This is a genomic window from Hydrogenophaga sp., assembly GCF_036675665.1.
GTDB lineage: Bacteria > Pseudomonadota > Gammaproteobacteria > Burkholderiales > Burkholderiaceae_C > Hydrogenophaga.
The window spans coordinates 32109-49679 of sequence record NZ_JAKFEO010000010.1 but is presented as its reverse complement, the minus strand read 5'-3'; the positions used below and the strand labels follow the sequence as shown (position 1 = coordinate 49679).

Sequence of the window (17571 nt, the reverse complement as noted above, 5' to 3'; positions counted from 1 at the left end):
CGCGCTTTCGCCCTACTACTGGATGTCCGACACGGGCAGGCTTGGTAGCGCACGCGCATTCCATTCAAAACGGCCCGTTTGCACCTGCAGCGGGCCGTTTGTATTTGGGGCTGCGGGTTTCAGTACCATCGAAAGAGCACCATGTTGAAACAACCTGCCAGCAAGTACCCAGCCTTCCAGCCTGTCGGCCTCAAGGACCGCACCTGGCCTGACGCCGTCATCACCCAGGCTCCCATCTGGCTGAGCACCGACCTGCGAGACGGCAATCAGGCGCTGATCGAGCCCATGGATGTCGAGCGCAAACTGCGCATGTTCGAGTTGCTGGTGAAGATCGGTTTCAAGGAAATCGAGGTGGGATTTCCCTCGGCTTCTCAAACCGAGTTCGATTTCCTGCGCCGCCTGATCGATGAGCGGCTCATCCCCGACGACGTCACCATCCAGGTCCTGACCCAGGCGCGCGAGCCCCTGATCCGGCGCACCTTCGAGGCTTTGCAAGGTGCGCCCCGCGCCATCGTTCACCTTTACAACGCGGTCGCGCCGGTGATGCGGCGGGTGGTGCTGGGCATGGATGAGGATGCGATTGTCGAACTTGCCAGCGCGCACGCTCGCCTCTTCAACGAGATCGCCGCGCAGCAACCCGGCACGCAATGGACTTTCCAGTACTCGCCTGAAATGTTCTCGGGCACCGAACTGGCGTTCTCCAAGCGCGTGGTTGATGCCGTGACCGAGGTCTGGCAGCCAACGGTCGAGCGCAAGTGCATCATCAACCTGCCTTCCACGGTGGAGCACAGCACCCCGAACATCTTTGCCGACATGATCGAGTGGATGCACCGCCACCTCGCTCGGCGCGAGGCGATCGTGTTGTCCGTGCACCCTCACAACGACCGGGGGACGGGCACGGCAGCGGGCGAGTTTGCCCTGATGGCGGGCGCGGATCGCATCGAAGGTTGCCTGTTCGGCAATGGCGAGCGCACGGGCAACCTCGATCTGGTCAACGTCGCGCTCAACCTGTACACGCAAGGCGTTTCGCCGGGCCTGGACTTTTCCAACATCGACGAGATCCGCCGCACCGTCGTGCATTGCAACCAGTTGCCGGTGCATCCGCGCCATCCCTATGTGGGCGAGCTGGTGTACACCTCGTTCTCGGGTTCGCACCAGGACGCGATCCGCAAGGCCTTTGCCGCGCGCCGTGAAGACGAGCCTTGGAACATTCCCTACCTGCCCATCGACCCCAAGGACCTGGGTCGCAGCTACGAGGCCGTGATTCGCGTCAACAGCCAGTCGGGCAAGGGCGGCATCTCGTACCTGCTCGAGAACGAGTACGGTCTCGAATTGCCGCGCCGCCTGCAGATCGAGTTCAGTCAGGTGGTGCAGGCGGTGATGGATGCGCAAGGCAAGGAGTTGGGCGCAGCAGACCTCTGGGCCATCTTCGAGCGCGAGTACGGCTTGTCGCAAGCGCATGCACCGCTGCAGCCTGTCATGGAGGACGTCGACGGGCAAGGCGTGCGCGTATCTGCGAGATTGCAGATCGGTTGCCAACTGGTGGCTGTGGACGGGCAGGGCAACGGCCCCATCGACGCCTTTGTCAACGGACTTGCCGCGGCCACGGGTCGCCAGCTGCGGGTGCTGGACTACCATGAACACGCCATCGGCTCCGGCGCGCAGGCGCGCGCCGTGGCCTATGTGGAACTGCGTGTCGACGACACGCAAACGCTGTTCGGTGTCGGCATCGATGCGAACATCGTTTCCGCGTCCTTCAAGGCCATCGTGTCCGGCCTGCAGCGGGTGGCACGGCCACACGCCAGTGAGCCCGACACCGCTGACGCCCGCTTGCCCACGTCCATCATTTCCCACGGAGTTTTCCCATGAGCGACAAACTGATCATTTTTGACACCACCTTGCGCGACGGCGAGCAGTCGCCCGGCGCGTCCATGACGAAAGACGAGAAGCTGCGTATTGCACGCCAGCTTGAACGCCTCAAGGTGGACGTGATCGAGGCCGGTTTTGCCGCCAGTTCCAATGGCGACTTCGAATCCGTCAAGGCGATCGCCGCCGTGATCAAGGACTCCACGGTGTGCTCGCTGGCACGCGCCAACGACAAAGACATCGCGCGCGCCGCCGAGGCGCTCAAGGGCGCGCACCGGGCCCGCATCCACACCTTCATTGCCACCAGCGCGCTGCACATGGAGAAGAAGCTGCGCATGACGCCCGAGCAGGTGTTGGAACAGGCCAAGCAGTCGGTGCGTTTTGCGCGCAACCTGGTGGACGACATCGAGTTCAGCCCGGAAGACGGCTACCGCAGCGACATGGACTATCTTTGCCGCGTTCTGGAAGCCGTGATCAAGGAAGGCGCCACCACGCTCAACATCCCCGACACCGTGGGCTATGCGGTGCCTGAGCTGTATGGTGAGTTCATCCGCACTTTGCGCGAGCGCGTTCCCAATTCCGACAAGGCGATCTGGTCGGTTCACTGTCACAACGACTTGGGCATGGCGGTGGCCAACTCCCTCGCGGGTGTGAAGATCGGCGGCGCACGTCAGGTGGAGTGCACCATCAACGGCTTGGGCGAGCGCGCAGGCAACTGCTCTCTCGAAGAGATCGTGATGGCGGTGCGCACGCGGCGCGACTACTTTGGACTTGACGTGGGCGTGGATGCCACGCAGATCGTGCCCGCCAGCCGCATGGTGAGCCAGACCACCGGTTTCGTGGTGCAGCCCAACAAGGCGGTGGTGGGCGCGAATGCCTTCGCGCATGCCAGCGGCATTCACCAGGACGGTGTGCTCAAGGCGCGCGACACCTACGAAATCATGCGTGCCGAAGACGTGGGTTGGAGTGCCAACAAGATCGTGCTGGGCAAGCTCAGCGGCCGCAATGCGTTCAAGCAGCGTCTGCAGGACCTGGGCATCGAGATGGAGTCCGAGAGCGAGATCAACACCGCGTTTGCTGCTTTCAAGGAACTGGCTGATCGCAAGAGCGAGATCTTCGACGAGGACATCCTCGCGTTGTGCAGCGATGAGAGTGTCACCGCCGAAAAGGAGCAATATGGACTGGTCTCGCTCAAGCAGCGCAGCGAGACCGGTGAACGTCCGCACGCCAGCGTGGTGTTCACCGTGGATGGCCAGGAAATTCAGGTTGAGAGCGATGGCAATGGCCCGGTGGATGCGTCACTGAAGGCCATCGAGATCCATGTCAAAAGCGGTGCGGAATTGGTTCTGTATTCGGTCAATGCCATCACGAGTGGTTCGACCGAGAGCCAGGGTGAAGTGACGGTGCGTTTGCAGCATGGTGGCCGCGTCGTCAATGGTGTGGGTGCGGATCCCGACATCGTTGTGGCTTCCGCCAAAGCCTATCTGAGCGCCTTGAACAAATTGCACAGCAAGTTCGACCGCGTGGCAGCACAGGGATAAAGGTGAGCAAAATCAACCACTTAAGACACGCAGTGTTTTGATCGTCAGAAATGACACCAAAAGTAGCACCTGTTCTACCGATCATTTAAGAGAATTTCCCAAGCAATTGATATTGCTAGTTTTTTTGCGTGTGCCTATACTTCACTCCAGCGCAATCCCTGTGCTGGAGTGAAGTCATGAGCCTAGGCGTTTTCCGCATTCGAAAACTGATCTTTGCAGCCACGGTGGCCGCCTGGATGGGCGTGTGCGCATTGCCCTTGGTGGTGAACGCGGCTTCCAGCACGGCCAAGGTCGGCAAGACCTCAAAAGCAGCGTCGGCCAAAGTCGCGACCAAGCGAAAAGCTGTGTCGGCCCAAGCACCCACCCGCAAGCTGGCGACAGCCAAGCCAAAGAAGGTGGTCGCGGCGAAAAGCGGGGCATCCCGAGTCAAGGTTCAGATCGCGTCGGGCAAGAAGCCCACAGCCCGTCAGGTGACCTCCCGCAACGCAGCCAGCAAGTCCTACAAGACTGCCGTGGTGCGGGTGGTCGCACCAGCGCGGCTGTCCATGGGGGAGCAGTTGGGCCTGCGTGGCAGCGATGATCGCCTGGAACTCAACTCCAGCGTGGCGTTGGTGATCGATCAGGAAACCAATGAGGTCCTGTTCAGCAAGAACGACGCAGCCGTGCTGCCCATCGCCTCCTTGACCAAACTCATGACCGGTCTGGTGATCGCCGACGCAAATCTGGACATGAACGAGTTGATCACCATCACCCAGGACGATGTGGACACCTACAAGGGCAGCAGTTCGCGGCTGGCCGTGGGAAGCACGTTGTCGCGTGGCGAAATGATGCATCTGGCACTGATGTCCAGCGAAAATCGCGCGGCGAATGCCCTCGGACGCACCTACCCAGGCGGCTTGAGCGAGTTTGTCCGACTGATGAACAGCAAGGCACGGCAACTCGGCATGAGCGACACCCGCTACGTCGAACCCACGGGGCTGTCCAGCCTGAACCAGTCCAGCGCGCGCGATCTTGCCACGCTGGTGTCGGTGGCTTATGAGCGGCCCATTCTGCGCAGCCTGTCCACCTCGCCTGGCCATGAGATCGAGTTGGGCCGCCGCACGCTGCACTACAACAATTCGAATCGCCTGATCAAGAACCCGGACTGGGAGATCGGCCTGCAAAAGACGGGCTACATCTCTGAAGCAGGTCGCTGCCTGGTGATGCAGGCGAAGGTGGCGGGTCGCCAGTTGATCATGGTGTTCCTGGACTCGGCTGGCAAACTGAGCCGCATGCAGGACGCGGAGCGCGTGCGGCGTTGGGTGGAATTACAGACTGAAACAACGCCTCGCCCGATGATGGCCGCGCGCCCGCAGGGTTGAATCGGGGGTCGCCCGAGTGATGAAAAACGGTCCTTGCAGGACCGTTTTTCATTGACACCACTGGGCTCATCGTCCTGCGGAGGCCGCCGGTCGTGAACATCCCAGGGCCGACGATATTTCCGCTGCCGTGGTCCTGAGTTTGGGAAGCCAGCTTTCGTCAATCCGATCCGCCGGTGCGGAAATCGACAGTCCGGCCACCAATTTGTTCTGGTCGTCATAGATGCCGGCGGCCATGCAGCGCACGCCCAATTCCAGTTCTTCGTTGTCGCGCGCCACGCCGGCCTGGCGGCATTGCGCCAGCTCGCGTTCCAGGCTGGGCAACTGGGTCAGGCTGTTGCGCGTGTTGCCGGCCAGCCCCGTGCGCGTGGCGTAGGCCCTGACACGTTGTGGCTCGTCATCGGCGAGGAAGAGCTTGCCCACCGACGTGAGGTGCAGTGGCGCGCGGCCGCCAATCGCTCGCACCACCTGCATGCCCGAGCGCTCGCTGTAGGCGCGCTCGACATACACGATCTCGTCGCCTTGGCGCACGCTCAGATTGACCGGTTGCTGGATCTGCTTGTGCAATTCGCGCATGGGCAGCAAGGCTGCGTCGCGCACGCTCAGTCGGGCTTTCACCAGGTTGCCCAATTCCAGCAGCCTCATGCCCAGCCGGTAGCTGCCCGCTTCGGGGCGGTCAACAAAGCGTCCGATGGTGAGGTCGTTGAGAATGCGGTGCGCCGTGGACGGGTGCAATCCCGTCTTTTCGCTGATCTCCTTGAGCGACACCGGCTCTTCTTTGGAGGCAAGCACTTCGAGCAGGTTGAACATGCGTTCAATGACCTGAACCGTGGGCGTGGCGGGGAGGGAGTCGGAGCGTTTGGTCATGGCACGAGTGTGACCGAAATTTTACGAGATGAAATCAGGTGCCGTGTGGTGCGTGCGTCATTCGGTCTCAAGCGCCCGGGACCCATCGACCATCGAGCAACAACTCGTGTGGTTGAAAGCCCGCCTTGTAGCTCATCTTGCTGCTCTGGGCGATCCAGTAGCCCAAGTAGATGTGCGGCAGGTCCAACGCCTTCGCCTGCTCGATCTGCCAGAGCACGCTGTAGGTGCCGTAGCTGGCCTTGTCATCGGGCTCGTAGAAGGTGTAGACCGCCGACAAGCCGTCGTTGAGCACATCGACGATGGACACCATCTTCAGGCGCGATGGCTGCCCATCCATGCCCGGCTCGTGGAACTCGATCAAGCGCGAGTTGACCCGGCTCTGCAGCAGGAACTGGGTGTACTGGTCGATGCTGTCGTGGTCCATGCCGCCACCGGCGTGGCGACTGTTCTGGTATCGCAAGTAAAGCTGGTAGTGCTCCGGCACGAAACACAGCTTGAGCACACGGCTTTGCAGATGGGCATGCTGCGCGTGGGAGCGACGCTGGCTGCGGCTGGGCTTGAAGCCCGCCACGGGCACGCGCAGTGGCACGCAGGCCTGGCAACCATCGCAGTACGGGCGGTAGGTGAACATGCCGCTGCGACGAAAGCCGTGCGTGACCAGATCGGAGTAGGCGTCGTTGTGGATGAGGTGGCTGGGCGTGGCCACCTGTGATCTGGCTTGATGCCCCGGCAGATAGCTGCACGGGTAGGGCGCTGTGGCGTAAAACTGCAGCGCCTGGAGCGGGAGTTCTTTGAGGTGTGTCACGCGTGCCGACGTTGTTCAGGGATGACGTTTTGCCAGTATATGGGGAGGAATTCCCACCTTGGCGCAGGGCGCGACATGGCCTCGCTGACGTGTCGGCAGAAGGCCACTCGAGACATCAATCGCCCCCCGAGGCTGGCCAAGTGTGGCGTGTTCTGCTGGCAATCGATCAGTGGCAAGTCCTTGGCCCGGCAGAAGGCCACCAGTGCGGCGAGCGCGATCTTGGAGGCATCGCTTTGCCGGCTGAACATGGATTCGCCATAGATCATGCCGCCCAGGTTGATGCAGTACAGGCCACCGGCGAGTTCGCCATCGATCCAAGTCTCCACACTGTGCGCGATGCCCGCATGGTGCAATCGGGTATAGGCCTGCACCATGGCCGGCAGGATCCAGGTTCCATCCTGACCATCCCGCGGCGTGCTGGCGCAGGCCCGGATCACACGCTCGAAACCGTGGTCGAAGCGAATCTCCATACGGCCTTCGAGGCGCATTTTCTGGATGGTCTTGCGCAGCGACCGGTGCAGGCGAAAAGCCTGAGTCTCCAGCACCATGCGGGGATCGGTGCTCCACCACAGAATGGGCTGTCCGGCGCTGAACCAGGGAAAGATGCCCCGCGAGTAGGCCGCAATGAGGGACGGCACATCGAGCACGCCACCAGCAGCCAACAGGCCAGGCGCTGGATCGCCTGAGCCCCACGCTGTCTCCACCGGAGGAAACGGTTGCCCAGGTTCCAGCCAGGGCAGGGCGCGATTGGGTGGGGCGTGCGACATGCCGCTATTGTGCGGCTGGCCTCAGTTTTGCGGTGTTGCGAGGCGCCTCAGACCCTGCCACAGGGCCGCGCCGATGAAGATGCCGATGGCATCGGCCAGAAAATCCAGCCACTCGCCGTAGCGCCAACCGGTGGCGGCCTGCAACAGCTCGATGACACCGCCATACACAACCAGCCCCGCGAGCATCGGCCAAGGTCTGCGGCCGTATGCCAGCAGGCCCACCAACGCCAACCAGGCAAACCCGAAGGCATGCTGGCCCTTGTCCCAGATCGTTGCGGCTTCGCGCGGCAACAAACCCAAGGGCACAAGAGAGGCAATGGCCAGCACGATGGCGCTGCACCAGAAAATGGCTCTGATCAGTCGTGGGTTCATGGCAGGCATGGGCTTGCAGAAACAACAAAGGCCTTCGCAAGAAGGCCTTTGAGTGGATGTTGGGTGGCTCCCCGACCTGGACTCGAACCAGGGACCTGCGGATTAACAGTCCGTCGCTCTACCAACTGAGCTATCAGGGAACAGCCTCAAATTATAGCGTTGAATTTTTCGATTTCTGACACGACGCAGATTTTGTCGAAAATTTGTCCTGTTCAATCGAACATGGGTGATGCCACACCGAGCACCTTGTGCAGTTTGGTGCTCGTGGTTGTGTATTGAAGCATCACCTTCCTGTCGGGGAAGATGAAGGGTGCCGCGCCAAAGGCTGCGAGGGTGGCTTCGTGAAAGCCCGAGAGGATGAGCTTCTTCTTGCCGGGATAGGTGTTGATGTCGCCCACGGCGAAGATACCCGGCACGCTGGTGGAGAACTTCTCGGTGTCCACCTGGAGTTGTTTGCGTTCGATGTCCAGCCCCCATTCGGCGATGGGGCCGAGCTTGGGCGAGAGGCCGAAGAAGACCAGCAACACGTCGAGCGGTACGGAGTGGGTCACGGCTTGCGGGTCGGTGATCTGCACGGCCGTGAGGCGATCACCGTTGGATTCGATGCCGGTGGGTTGACCGACCATGAACCGCATCTCGCGACGCTCGCAGCATTCACGCATGCGGGCGATGCTCGCAGCAGCAGCCTGGAAGCCATCGCGACGGTGGATCAAGGTCACGCTCCTGGCGTGGTTGGGACCCTGTGCGGCGAAGGTCGTGGCCCACTCCAGCGCCGCATCACCGCCGCCCACGATCACGATGTTCTGGCCAGCAAACTCGTCGGGGTTCTTGACTCGGTAGAAGAGTTGTCTTCCTTCAAATGCATCGAGCCCGTCGAGCTTGAGAGCACGAGGTTGGAACGCCCCGACGCCTGCGGCGATGAAAAGCGTCTTGGTGAGAAACCGTGTGCCACGGGAGGTGGCTATTGAGAAGCGGCCGTCATCCTGCTGTTCAACCGTGGTGACTTCCTGCCCCAGGTGGAAGGTCGCGCCGAAGGGCTCGATCTGCTTGAGCAGGTTGTTGACCAGTTCCTGGCCTGTGCACACCGGAATGGCCGGGATGTCGTAGATCGGCTTGTCGGGGTAGAGCTCGGCCGGCTGCCCACCCGGGTAGGGCAGGGCGTCGATCACGTGGGCCTTGATCTCCAGCAAGCCCAGCTCGAATACCTGGAACAGACCGACGGGGCCGGCTCCGATGACGACTGCGTCGGTTTCGATGAACCCTTCGCGCACGGCAGCGGTCGTCCTGGCCGCCGTGTTCAGGTCCGGCTCCATGCCGATCAGCGCAGCAACTCGGGAAGTTTGCCGGTGCGGTCTTTCCAGTCGTCGGCGTCGGCCAGGGGGGCCTTGCGCTTGGTGATGCTCTTCCAGCCAGGCAACTGTGCCAGATCGGCGTTGAGCTTGGTCATGTGCAACTGATCTTTGGGCAGGTCTTCTTCGGCGTAGATCGCGCTCACCGGGCATTCAGGAATGCAGACCGCGCAGTCGATGCACTCGTCCGGGTCGATGGTGAGGAAGTTGGGGCCTTCGCGGAAGCAATCCACGGGGCAGACGTCCACACAGTCGGTGTATTTGCAACGGATGCAGGCTTCGGTGACAACGTGAGTCATGGTGGTCTTGGGAATCGGTGGAAGCCGTGATTTTAGGGTTTCCGGCAGGGACGGGCTGGGCCATGGCCCTTGCCGTGACACAAGTTAAGCGGATGCGGGCCGAGTAGTCGGCCCGCGAGGGGTCACTGAACCAGCAAGGCCCCCGCCGTGCGGTGGCTCGCGGTGTCCACCAGCACCAACGAACCCAAGGCCCGCGATTGCGCAAAAGGCAGCGTGGCCAGTGGTTCCTGCAGTGTCAGTTCGATGTGGCCAATGGCGTTGGGTTCCAGCTGGTTGGCGTCTTCTTCTGCCAGGGTGTGGATGTCGAGCCGGTGCACGATGCGCTTGATCTTGGCCTTGACCCAGCGATGTCCGTGCAGCGCCCAGTACACGCGGCCGGGCACCAGGGTTTCGTCGTCGAGCCAGGCCACGGTGGCGCGGATCTCGCGGCTGCCGCTCAAAGCCTCGCCTTCGCCATCGGCCAGCAGCCAGTCACCGCGCGAGACATCGACCTCGCGGTCGAGCACGATGCCCGCGCTGTGGCCCGCGAGCACGGCCTGCGGTTGGCGCACGTGGTTGAGCACCTGGGCCACCACGGCGGTCTGGCCGTTGGGCATGATGCGCACGCTCTGGCCTGGCTGCACGCCTCCGGTGGCCACGCGGCCCCAGAACACGCGACGGCCTTGTGAGGTGTCGGCGGAGCTGCTGAATTTCTCCACCCATTGCACGGCAAAGGCGAAAGGCAGCGTGCTGTCTGCCGGTGTCACGGGCAGGCCTTCAAGAATCTCGAGCAGCGTGGGGCCGCTGTAGCCGCACCAGCCCGCCTGTTCGCTGGCGTCGACGACGTTCCAGCCCTTGAGTGCCGAGATGGGCACCACAGCGGTGACCGGGATGCCGGCCAGCGCGGCGAATTCGCGCAGCGCGGCGCCGATGTGTTCGAAGGCGAGCTTGCTGTCCTCCACCGCGTCGAGTTTGTTGATGGCAAACACCACCGAGGGCACGCGCAGCAGCTTGAGCAGCAGGCTGTGGCGGCGGGTCTGGGGCAGCAGCTTGAGCGCGGCGTCGGCCCAGGCCAGCTTGGTGGCGTCGACCAGCACCACGGCGGCGTCGGCGCTGGATGCGGCCGTGACCATGTTGCGGGTGTACTGCTCGTGGCCCGGCGCATCACCGATGATGAACTTGCGCGCCTCGGTGCTGAAGTAGCGGTAGGCCACGTCGATGGTGATGCCTTGTTCGCGCTCGGCCGACAGGCCGTCGGTCAGCAGGGCGAGGTCGGTCTGGCCGTGGCGCTGCACACCGGCCAGGTGGTCTTGAAGCACGGCCTTGCTGTCGACCAGCAGGCGGCCGATCAGCGTGCTCTTGCCGTCGTCCACGCTGCCGCAGGTGATGAGGCGCAGGGCCGAACGCGTGTCGATGGGGCCTGTGGCGATTTGTGGCGCGGTGGCCTGGGGAGCGAGTGTGGTCATGTCGGTGTCCTGTGTCGGCGCGGCTTCAGAAATAGCCATCTTTTTTGCGTTTTTCCATCGAGGCGTCGGAGGTCTTGTCGTCCATGCGCGTGGCACCGCGCTCGCTGACCTCGGCGGCCAGCGTCTCGATCACGATGTCGTCGGCCGTGGCGGCCAGGCTCTCCACCGGGCAGGTGCAGGTGATGTCGCCCACGGTGCGGAATCGCACGTCGCGCACCTGCACGGTTTCACCGTCGCGCGGTGGTGTGAGTTCGGTCACCGGCACCAGCAGGCCGCGGCGGTCGACCACCTCGCGCTGGTGCGTGTAGTAGATCGAGGGCAGGGCGATGTTTTCGCGGGCGATGTACTGCCACACGTCGAGTTCGGTCCAGTTGCTGATCGGGAACACGCGAAAGTGCTCGCCGGGCTGCAACCGGGTGTTGAACAGGGTCCAGAGCTCGGGACGCTGGGCCTTGGGTTGCCACTGGCCGAAGCTGTCGCGGTGGGAAAAAATGCGCTCTTTGGCGCGGGCCTTTTCCTCGTCGCGGCGAGCGCCACCAATCAGCGCGTCAAAGCGAAACTCTTCGATGGCTTCAAGCAGCGTGACCGACTGGTGCACGTTGCGGCTCTCGCCCGGGTGCGCCAGGCGCACGGTGCCGCGCGCCATGGAGTCTTCGACGCTGCGCACGATGAGTTCTGCGCCCAGTTCCTTCGCACGCTGATCGCGGAAGTCGGTCACCTCGGGAAAGTTGTGACCGGTGTCGATCATCAACAGTGGGTACGGGATGCGTCCCGCGCCGAACGCCTTCTCGGCGCACTTGAGCATGACCAACGAGTCCTTGCCGCCAGAGAACAGCAGCGTCGGGCGCTCGAAGGCGGCCGCGACCTCCCGCAGGATGAAGATGGTTTCTTCTTCCAGTGCATCCAGGTGGGCGTTGCTCAGGTGGTGGTCGCTGGCGTGCTGCAGGGCGGTCTGGATCACGGCGGATTCGGTGCGGGCGTTCATGAGGGGGTCCGTTCGAGTGAGGACACGAGGGGAGAAACAAGTGAGGACGTGGCGGGCTGCACATGCAGGCCGCATTCCTTGGCGCTTTCCTGTTCCCACCACCAGCGGCCGGCGCGAAAGTCCTCGCCGACGCTGATGGCACGGGTGCAGGGCGCGCAACCTATGCTGGGATAGAACTGGTCGTGCAGCGCGTTGGTGTCAAGCTGGTGCTGGGCAATGAAGTGCCACACGTCGCCCCAGGTCCATTCGACGATGGGGCTGACCTTGATGCGGCCTGGTTCTTGAATGACCTCGCCCACTTCGGCGCGTGCATTCGACTGCTCGCGGCGCAGACCGGTGATCCAGCCATCGTGGCCGGCGAGGGCGCGAGCGAGCGGCTCCATCTTGCGGATGTCACAGCAGGCCTTGCGCAGTTCGATGCTCTGGTACATCGCCTCTTCACCGTTCTTGCGAACGAAGTGGATGACCGACTCCTGCTTCGGGCGGAACACCTGCACGCTGATGCCGTAACGCTGCTCGATCTTCGGGATCATGGCGAGCGTCTCGGCGTGCAGCTTGCCGGTTTCCAGCACGAAGACGCTGGCATCGATGCCGGCCAGGTGCATCAGGTGGGTGACCACCATGTCTTCAGCGCCGAGGCTGGAAGCCTGGGTCAGCCTGGGGTGGGTGGCCGAGGTTTCCCTCAGCAGTGCGATGCTGCGCTCCACCTTGGCGGCAAAGTCGCTGGAGGGCTTGTTGTAGAGGTCGAGGGCTTTCATGAAGGCAGTCCTCACGCAGCGGCAAAGTGGGGTGCGGTGTGCACCGCATCGCCTTGGTAGAAGGCGGGGTAGTGCGCCAGCAGCGCCTGGCCGTGCGCCAGGTTCTGGTCAGCGCGCAGCACGGCCTGCGTGAAGCCGCTGCGCTGCATCTGCACGAGCTGGTCGATCAGCACGTCGCCGGTGGCGCGGATCTGACCGGTAAAGCCCAGGCGGCGGTGCAGCAGGAAGGCCTGGCTGAAGGCGCGGCCATCGCTGAACTTGGGAAAGTGCAGTTCGATCACGGTGATGCCGGAGAGGTCGGCTTCGCGTGGGTCTGTGTCGTTGGCGAGCGACAGGCGCTGTGCCTCGGATTCGGTGGGCGTGAAGGCGCCTGCGCTGAAGAGTTGAAGGGTCTGGCTCATGGTGTCTGTCCTCAGGCGGTGACGCGGGCCGTGCTCGTGCGCACAGCGTTGGCTGCGCTCTTGAAGGGGTCGGCACCAGTACGTCGCAGTGTGGCCACGAAGGTCTCGCCGCTCACGCGCTGGGTGCGGTAGGTGTCGAGCAAGGCTTCGATCACGTCAGGCACTTCGCTCGCGGCGAACGAGGGGCCGATCACCTTGCCCGGCGTGGCCTCGCCCGACAGGCGCGTGCCGTCCGAGCCACCGAGCGTGACCTGATACCACTCCTGGCCGTCCTTGTCGACGCCGAGGATGCCGATGTGTCCGCTGTGGTGGTGACCGCAGGAATTGATGCACCCGCTGATGTGCAGGTCGATCTCGCCCAGGTCGTGCAGCTCGTCGAGGTCTTTGTAGCGGCCCAGGATCGCTTGCGCCAAAGGGAGGGAGCGCGCGTTGGCCAGGTCGCAGAAATCGCCGCCGGGGCAGGCGATCATGTCGGTCAGCAGCCCGATGTTGGGCTTGGCCAGGCCCAGGCGGCGGGCTTCGCGCCAGAGTTCGGGCAGTTGGTCGCAACGCACCCAGGGCAGCAGCAGGTTTTGCTCGTGCGTCACGCGGGCTTCGCCAGCCGAGAAACGCTCGGCCAGGTCGGCAGCGCGGTCCAGCTGGTCTGCGGTGGCGTCGCCGGGCGCCTGGCCCAAGCGCTTGAACGACAGCGTGACCGCGCGCAGGTCGGGGTTCTGGTGCGGCTTCACGTTCTGCGTGAGCCAGCGGCTGAACTCCATGTCGTCCTCGGCCGCGGCCTTGAGGATGTGCGCGATCTTGGCGTCGGCGCTCTTGCGGTCGCAATTGAGTTGCGGCGGCACGAAGAAGGCGCTCACGCGGTCGAACTCGGCCTGGCTGATGGTGTGGGGCGCACCGTCTTTTTCGATGATGTCGCGGTACTCGGCCTCCACCTGGTCGTTGAAGGCCTGGCCTTCGGCCTTCACCAGGATCTTGATGCGGGCCTTGTAGATGTTGTCGCGGCGGCCGAAGCGGTTGTAGGCGCGCACCACGGCTTCGAGGTAGTTGAGGATCTGGTTCCAGGGCAGGAACTCGCGGATCACGCTGCCGATGATGGGCGTGCGGCCCATGCCGCCACCCACGCGCACCTGGAAGCCCAGTTCGCCGTCCACGTTGCGCAGCAGGCGCAGGCCCACGTCGTGCCAGGCGGTGGCGGCGCGATCTTCGCGCGCACCGGTGATGGCCACCTTGAACTTGCGCGGCAGGAAGGCGAACTCGGGGTGCAGCGTGCTCCACTGGCGCATGATTTCGGCAAACGGGCGCGGGTCGGCGACTTCGTCGACCGCGATGCCGGCCAGCGCGTCGGTGGTGATGTTGCGGATGCAGTTGCCGCTGGTCTGGATGCCGTGCAGGTTCACGCTGGCCAGCAGGTCCATCACGTCGGCCGATCGTGCGAGCGGGATCCAGTTGTATTGCACGTTCTGGCGCGTGGAGAAGTGGCCGCAACGGTCGGGCAGCGTGGGCACTTCGGAGAGGCCGGCGTTGGCTTTGGAGACGTCGTGGTCCTCCTTGTGGTCGAAGTCGCGCGCGATCTTTGCGAGCACCTTGAGCTGTGCGCTGTTGATCTCGCCGTAGGGCACGGCCACGCGCAGCATGGGTGCGAAGCGCTGCACGTACCAGCCGTTCTGCAGACGCAGCGGCTTGAACTCGTCGTCGCCCAGCGTGCCGGCTTGCCAGCGGGTAAGCTGGTCGCGGTACTGGTCGGCGCGCAATTGCACGAACTGGCGGTCAAAGTCGGAATATTGGTACATCGTCGTCGTGGGGCAGTAAGAATCAGAGGGCGATCAGTTTCATGCCGGCGTAGGCCAGCAACACCGAGAGCGCAGAGCGCACCAGGCGCTCGGGCGTGTGGCGCATCAGACGGGTGCCGAGCCAGATACCGGGCAGCGAGCCCGCGAGCAGCTTGCCCAGCAGCGGCCAGTCGACCGAGCCCATGCTGGCGTGACCCAGGCCGGCCACCAGCGTGAGGGGCACGGCGTAGGCGATGTCGGCGGCGACGATGCGCGGCAGGGGCAGCAGCGGAAACAGCAGCAACAGCACCGACACGCCGATGGCACCGGCGCCGACCGAGGTGAGCGTGACCAGCGTGCCGATGACTGCGCCAAACAGCACCGGCAGGCTCCAGTGGCGAGCGTGTGTCGCGGCTTCCAACTGACCTGCGGCCAGGGTTCGTGGCAACTGCTTGCCGCGCGCGGCCTTGTAGAGCATGGCGGCGGCGGTGAGCAGCAGCGCCATGCCCAGGGTGTTGGTCATGAGCGATTGCACCAGGGGGCTGGCGGGGCCCAACTGGTGCAGGGCGCCCAGGGTGATCAGCGCGGCGGGGATGCTGCCCGCGCAAAGCTGTCCCACCACGCGCCATGGCACGAGCTTCTGGCGCGCCAGGTTGACGGTGCCGCCCATCTTGGTGAAGGCCGCAAACAGCAGGTCGGTGCCGACCGCGAGGTACGGTTTGACGCCGAAGAAGAAGATGAGGATGGGCGTCATGAGCGAACCGCCACCCACACCCGTGAGACCCACGATGAGTCCCACGGCAAATCCGGCCAGGATGATGGCGATGTCAGGCATGGGCGCGACTTTACGGAGCCGGGCTTATATCCCAAACGATTTTTTCTTTATGGGGGTATGCCTCAGGTGAATATAGAAGTCCGAGCGTGTGGCTTTGCACGTCGGTCCCCACGGGCTGACGCGCGCGCTGCGGCGCGCAGAGGCGCTGACGTAACATCGCCGCCATGCAAAAACAGCGTGTTCTGGTCAGCGTGGTGGGTTTCTCCGACGTGGAGCGACACGCCTTGAACACCGTGTTCCGCCTTTCCCAGTCCCGGGATCTGTCGTATGCCCCCTACGTTCCCTTGACCGCCCCTGGTGTGGCCGCGCCCAAGGGGGTGTCTGAAGTGGCTCTGGTGGATGGGGAGAGTGCCGAGGCGGTGTTGTCGCACGCCAAGGAAATGCCGACGGGGCAGCGCCTGATCTGGGTCGGCCGGGATGCACCAGACCATGCGTGGCGCGTCATGAACCGGCCAATCGACTGGGCCGCCGTGCTGAACGATCTGGATGCGGTTTATGCGGCCAAGCAGGCCGACTCCGGTCTGCTCGATCTGGATGTGACCGCCCCTGCACCGCTCGACGTGGCGTTTGGTGAAGACGTCATCGGGGTGCGCCGTGCCTTGGTGGCCGGTGCCGACGAGCAGGAGCGCACCTATCTGCGAACCCGCCTGGCCCTGGCCGGCGTGGCGCAGGTGGACGAGGTCACCACCACCGAAGCCGCGATTGCGATCATTGCCCGCAGTGACTATGTCTGCGGTGTCTTCAATCTGGACGATCCCCAACTGGATGTCTGGCTGTTGATGCGGCTGTTTGCCGAGCACAACCCCAAGGCCCTGACCCTGGCCACCAGCGAGCTTGCGGGTCCATCGGCCGGATGGTGGAGTCGGCGCCGCGTGCGACGCCATGCCCAGCGCGCGGGCGTCTCGGCCTTGTTGGCGCGCCCAATTCAGCCGCCCGAAATCTCGGTCTGGCTCAACCTGCTGTAGCCCGTTCCTGTGCGGCGCCCTGACGGCGGGCGTTTCTGAGGGCAAACCGCGCTGGGTCCAGTGCCTCCAGCAAACCCTGTTCGACCGGTGTGGCTTCACCCGCCAGTTGCGTGGCCAGTTGCTCTGCGCACCAATGGGCCAGGGTGAGGCCGCGCGAGCCCATGGCGCTGAGCAGATGGAGACCCGGCCAGCGGGGAACATCTGCCAGTTGCACACGAACACGTTGCCCGCGCCCCGATGCCATGAGGTCGCGAAGCGCGGCGGTGTCGGGCGCCGCGCCCACCAGGGGAAGCCGGTCCAGCGAGGCACAACGCACCTGCGCCCAACCCAGCAACCGGCCTTGGGCCAGAGTGGATCGAAGACGGTCGGCGGCCGCCGGCTGGATGGCGTGCAGGCTTCGGGCATTGCGCTCATGGGCCTCAGCGTTCACGTCGGTGTGGGTCAGGCCGCGTTCATAGGTCGAGCCCATGGTCCAGATCGTGTCGGGCCACTGAGGCGGCAGGCCACTGTCCTGGTACCGCGGCACGAACACGCCGTCGTTGCGCTGAGGCCGCTCGGCCAGGGCAGGGCCTTCCAGCGCTGCGAGGCTCATTTGTCCCTGCACCGGGCGCAGCGGCAAATCACCGCCTGACAGTTGACCCGAACCGCCCGCGAGCAAGCTCAAGCTGCCCAGTGCCGCCGCGACGATCACCACCGGTGCGTCGGCCAGCGGGTGACCTTCTGCGTCCCAGGCTTGCCAGACCGCGGGGGAAGACGGGTCGCGGCTCGTGTCGAGACTCAGCCGGTGGACGTGTGCGCTCCAGAGACAGGTCAGCGCGTCGAGGCCCGTCGCCTCATTCAGCCAGGCCTGCACCAATGCGGAAGGACGCACCAGGGCGGCGGGCCAGCGGCCAGGATCGTGGGCCAGGTTGTCGACCTCACAGGCTTGCCAGCCCGATCCTTCTGGCACCAGACGCCGCAGCTCGGCCAGGGTGTCGGTCACGCCCAGGGCCGACAGGCGCGACAGCGGTGTGGGTGAGCGTGTGACGTGGGGGCTGAGCATGCCCACCGGCAGGCCCGATGCGCCGCTGGCTGGTCCGCCAGCCGCATCCAGCAACGTGATGCGCCAGCCACGTCGAGCCAGCGTGGAGCAGGCCGCCGCGCCAGCCAGACCAGCGCCGATCACCAAGGCATGGCGTCGAGCGTCAGACAC

At 64.1% G+C, this 17571-nt stretch carries 17 protein-coding genes and 1 tRNA gene; 4 read left to right on the top strand and 14 right to left on the bottom strand.

Annotation, left to right across the window (positions count from 1 at the left end; translation table 11 throughout):
• Positions 1 to 141: 141 nt before the first annotated feature.
• The 3 genes from leuA to V6M63_RS06380 all read left to right on the top strand — a co-directional run bounded on the left by leuA (position 142) and on the right by V6M63_RS06380 (position 4768).
• Positions 142 to 1869, top strand: a complete 1728-nt coding sequence (gene leuA, locus V6M63_RS06390; RefSeq protein WP_332740614.1) for a 2-isopropylmalate synthase — start codon at positions 142 to 144, stop codon at positions 1867 to 1869.
• Positions 1866 to 3407, top strand: a complete 1542-nt coding sequence (locus tag V6M63_RS06385; protein ID WP_332740612.1) for a 2-isopropylmalate synthase — start codon at positions 1866 to 1868, stop codon at positions 3405 to 3407. Before leuA ends, V6M63_RS06385 begins: the two co-directional genes overlap by 4 nt.
• A 176-nt stretch (positions 3408 to 3583) precedes the next feature.
• A complete protein-coding gene (locus V6M63_RS06380; RefSeq protein WP_332740610.1) occupies positions 3584 to 4768 on the top strand; it encodes a serine hydrolase in 1185 nt (394 codons plus the stop codon).
• Between the two features lie 66 nt (positions 4769 to 4834).
• On the opposite strand, the gene V6M63_RS06375 is transcribed toward V6M63_RS06380, so the two are convergent.
• The 13 genes from V6M63_RS06375 to V6M63_RS06315 form a co-directional block, all read right to left on the bottom strand.
• Entirely contained in the window at positions 4835 to 5632 is a 798-nt protein-coding gene (locus V6M63_RS06375; RefSeq protein ID WP_332740608.1) for an IclR family transcriptional regulator, read from the bottom strand.
• A gap of 67 nt (positions 5633 to 5699) precedes the next feature.
• On the bottom strand, positions 5700 to 6437 hold the full coding sequence (locus V6M63_RS06370) for an arginyltransferase (RefSeq protein WP_332740606.1): 738 nt from the start codon (positions 6435 to 6437) through the stop codon (positions 5700 to 5702).
• Entirely contained in the window at positions 6434 to 7204 is a 771-nt protein-coding gene (gene aat / locus V6M63_RS06365) for a leucyl/phenylalanyl-tRNA--protein transferase (protein ID WP_332740604.1), read from the bottom strand. Before aat ends, V6M63_RS06370 begins: the two co-directional genes overlap by 4 nt.
• 21 nt (positions 7205 to 7225) lie before the next feature.
• Entirely contained in the window at positions 7226 to 7576 is a 351-nt protein-coding gene (locus V6M63_RS06360) for a VanZ family protein (protein WP_332740602.1), read from the bottom strand.
• A 64-nt stretch (positions 7577 to 7640) separates the two neighbouring features.
• Positions 7641 to 7716, bottom strand: a tRNA-Asn gene (locus V6M63_RS06355).
• A 72-nt stretch (positions 7717 to 7788) separates the two neighbouring features.
• Complete coding sequence (locus V6M63_RS06350; protein WP_332740600.1) at positions 7789 to 8889, bottom strand: NAD(P)/FAD-dependent oxidoreductase; 1101 nt, start codon at positions 8887 to 8889, stop codon at positions 7789 to 7791.
• A gap of 5 nt (positions 8890 to 8894) precedes the next feature.
• Entirely contained in the window at positions 8895 to 9224 is a 330-nt protein-coding gene (gene fdxA, locus V6M63_RS06345; protein ID WP_159606196.1) for a ferredoxin FdxA, read from the bottom strand.
• A gap of 122 nt (positions 9225 to 9346) precedes the next feature.
• On the bottom strand, positions 9347 to 10669 hold the full coding sequence (locus V6M63_RS06340) for a sulfate adenylyltransferase subunit 1 (RefSeq protein WP_332740596.1): 1323 nt from the start codon (positions 10667 to 10669) through the stop codon (positions 9347 to 9349).
• A gap of 25 nt (positions 10670 to 10694) precedes the next feature.
• The gene (cysD, locus tag V6M63_RS06335) at positions 10695 to 11654 is read right to left on the bottom strand and encodes a sulfate adenylyltransferase subunit CysD (protein WP_056274640.1); all 960 of its coding nucleotides are present in this window, start codon (positions 11652 to 11654) and stop codon (positions 10695 to 10697) included.
• Positions 11651 to 12412 (bottom strand): phosphoadenylyl-sulfate reductase, encoded by a 762-nt coding sequence (locus V6M63_RS06330; protein WP_332740593.1) that lies wholly within the window; start codon positions 12410 to 12412, stop codon positions 11651 to 11653. Before V6M63_RS06330 ends, cysD begins: the two co-directional genes overlap by 4 nt.
• Before the next feature lie 11 nt (positions 12413 to 12423).
• The gene (locus tag V6M63_RS06325) at positions 12424 to 12813 is read right to left on the bottom strand and encodes a DUF934 domain-containing protein (RefSeq protein ID WP_332740591.1); all 390 of its coding nucleotides are present in this window, start codon (positions 12811 to 12813) and stop codon (positions 12424 to 12426) included.
• 11 nt (positions 12814 to 12824) lie between these two features.
• Positions 12825 to 14600, bottom strand: a complete 1776-nt coding sequence (locus V6M63_RS06320) for a nitrite/sulfite reductase (protein ID WP_332740589.1) — start codon at positions 14598 to 14600, stop codon at positions 12825 to 12827.
• Between the two features lie 22 nt (positions 14601 to 14622).
• Positions 14623 to 15414: a sulfite exporter TauE/SafE family protein gene (locus V6M63_RS06315; protein ID WP_332740587.1), complete on the bottom strand. Its 792-nt coding sequence runs from the start codon at positions 15412 to 15414 to the stop codon at positions 14623 to 14625.
• Between the two features lie 164 nt (positions 15415 to 15578).
• Here V6M63_RS06315 and V6M63_RS06310 point away from each other — a divergent pair, with 164 nt between their 5' ends.
• Positions 15579 to 16379, top strand: a complete 801-nt coding sequence (locus V6M63_RS06310; protein ID WP_332740585.1) for a hypothetical protein — start codon at positions 15579 to 15581, stop codon at positions 16377 to 16379.
• Here V6M63_RS06310 and V6M63_RS06305 read toward each other — a convergent pair.
• Positions 16366 to 17571: an FAD-dependent oxidoreductase gene (locus tag V6M63_RS06305; protein ID WP_332740583.1), complete on the bottom strand. Its 1206-nt coding sequence runs from the start codon at positions 17569 to 17571 to the stop codon at positions 16366 to 16368. The two genes, V6M63_RS06310 and V6M63_RS06305, sit on opposite strands and share 14 nt — an antisense overlap.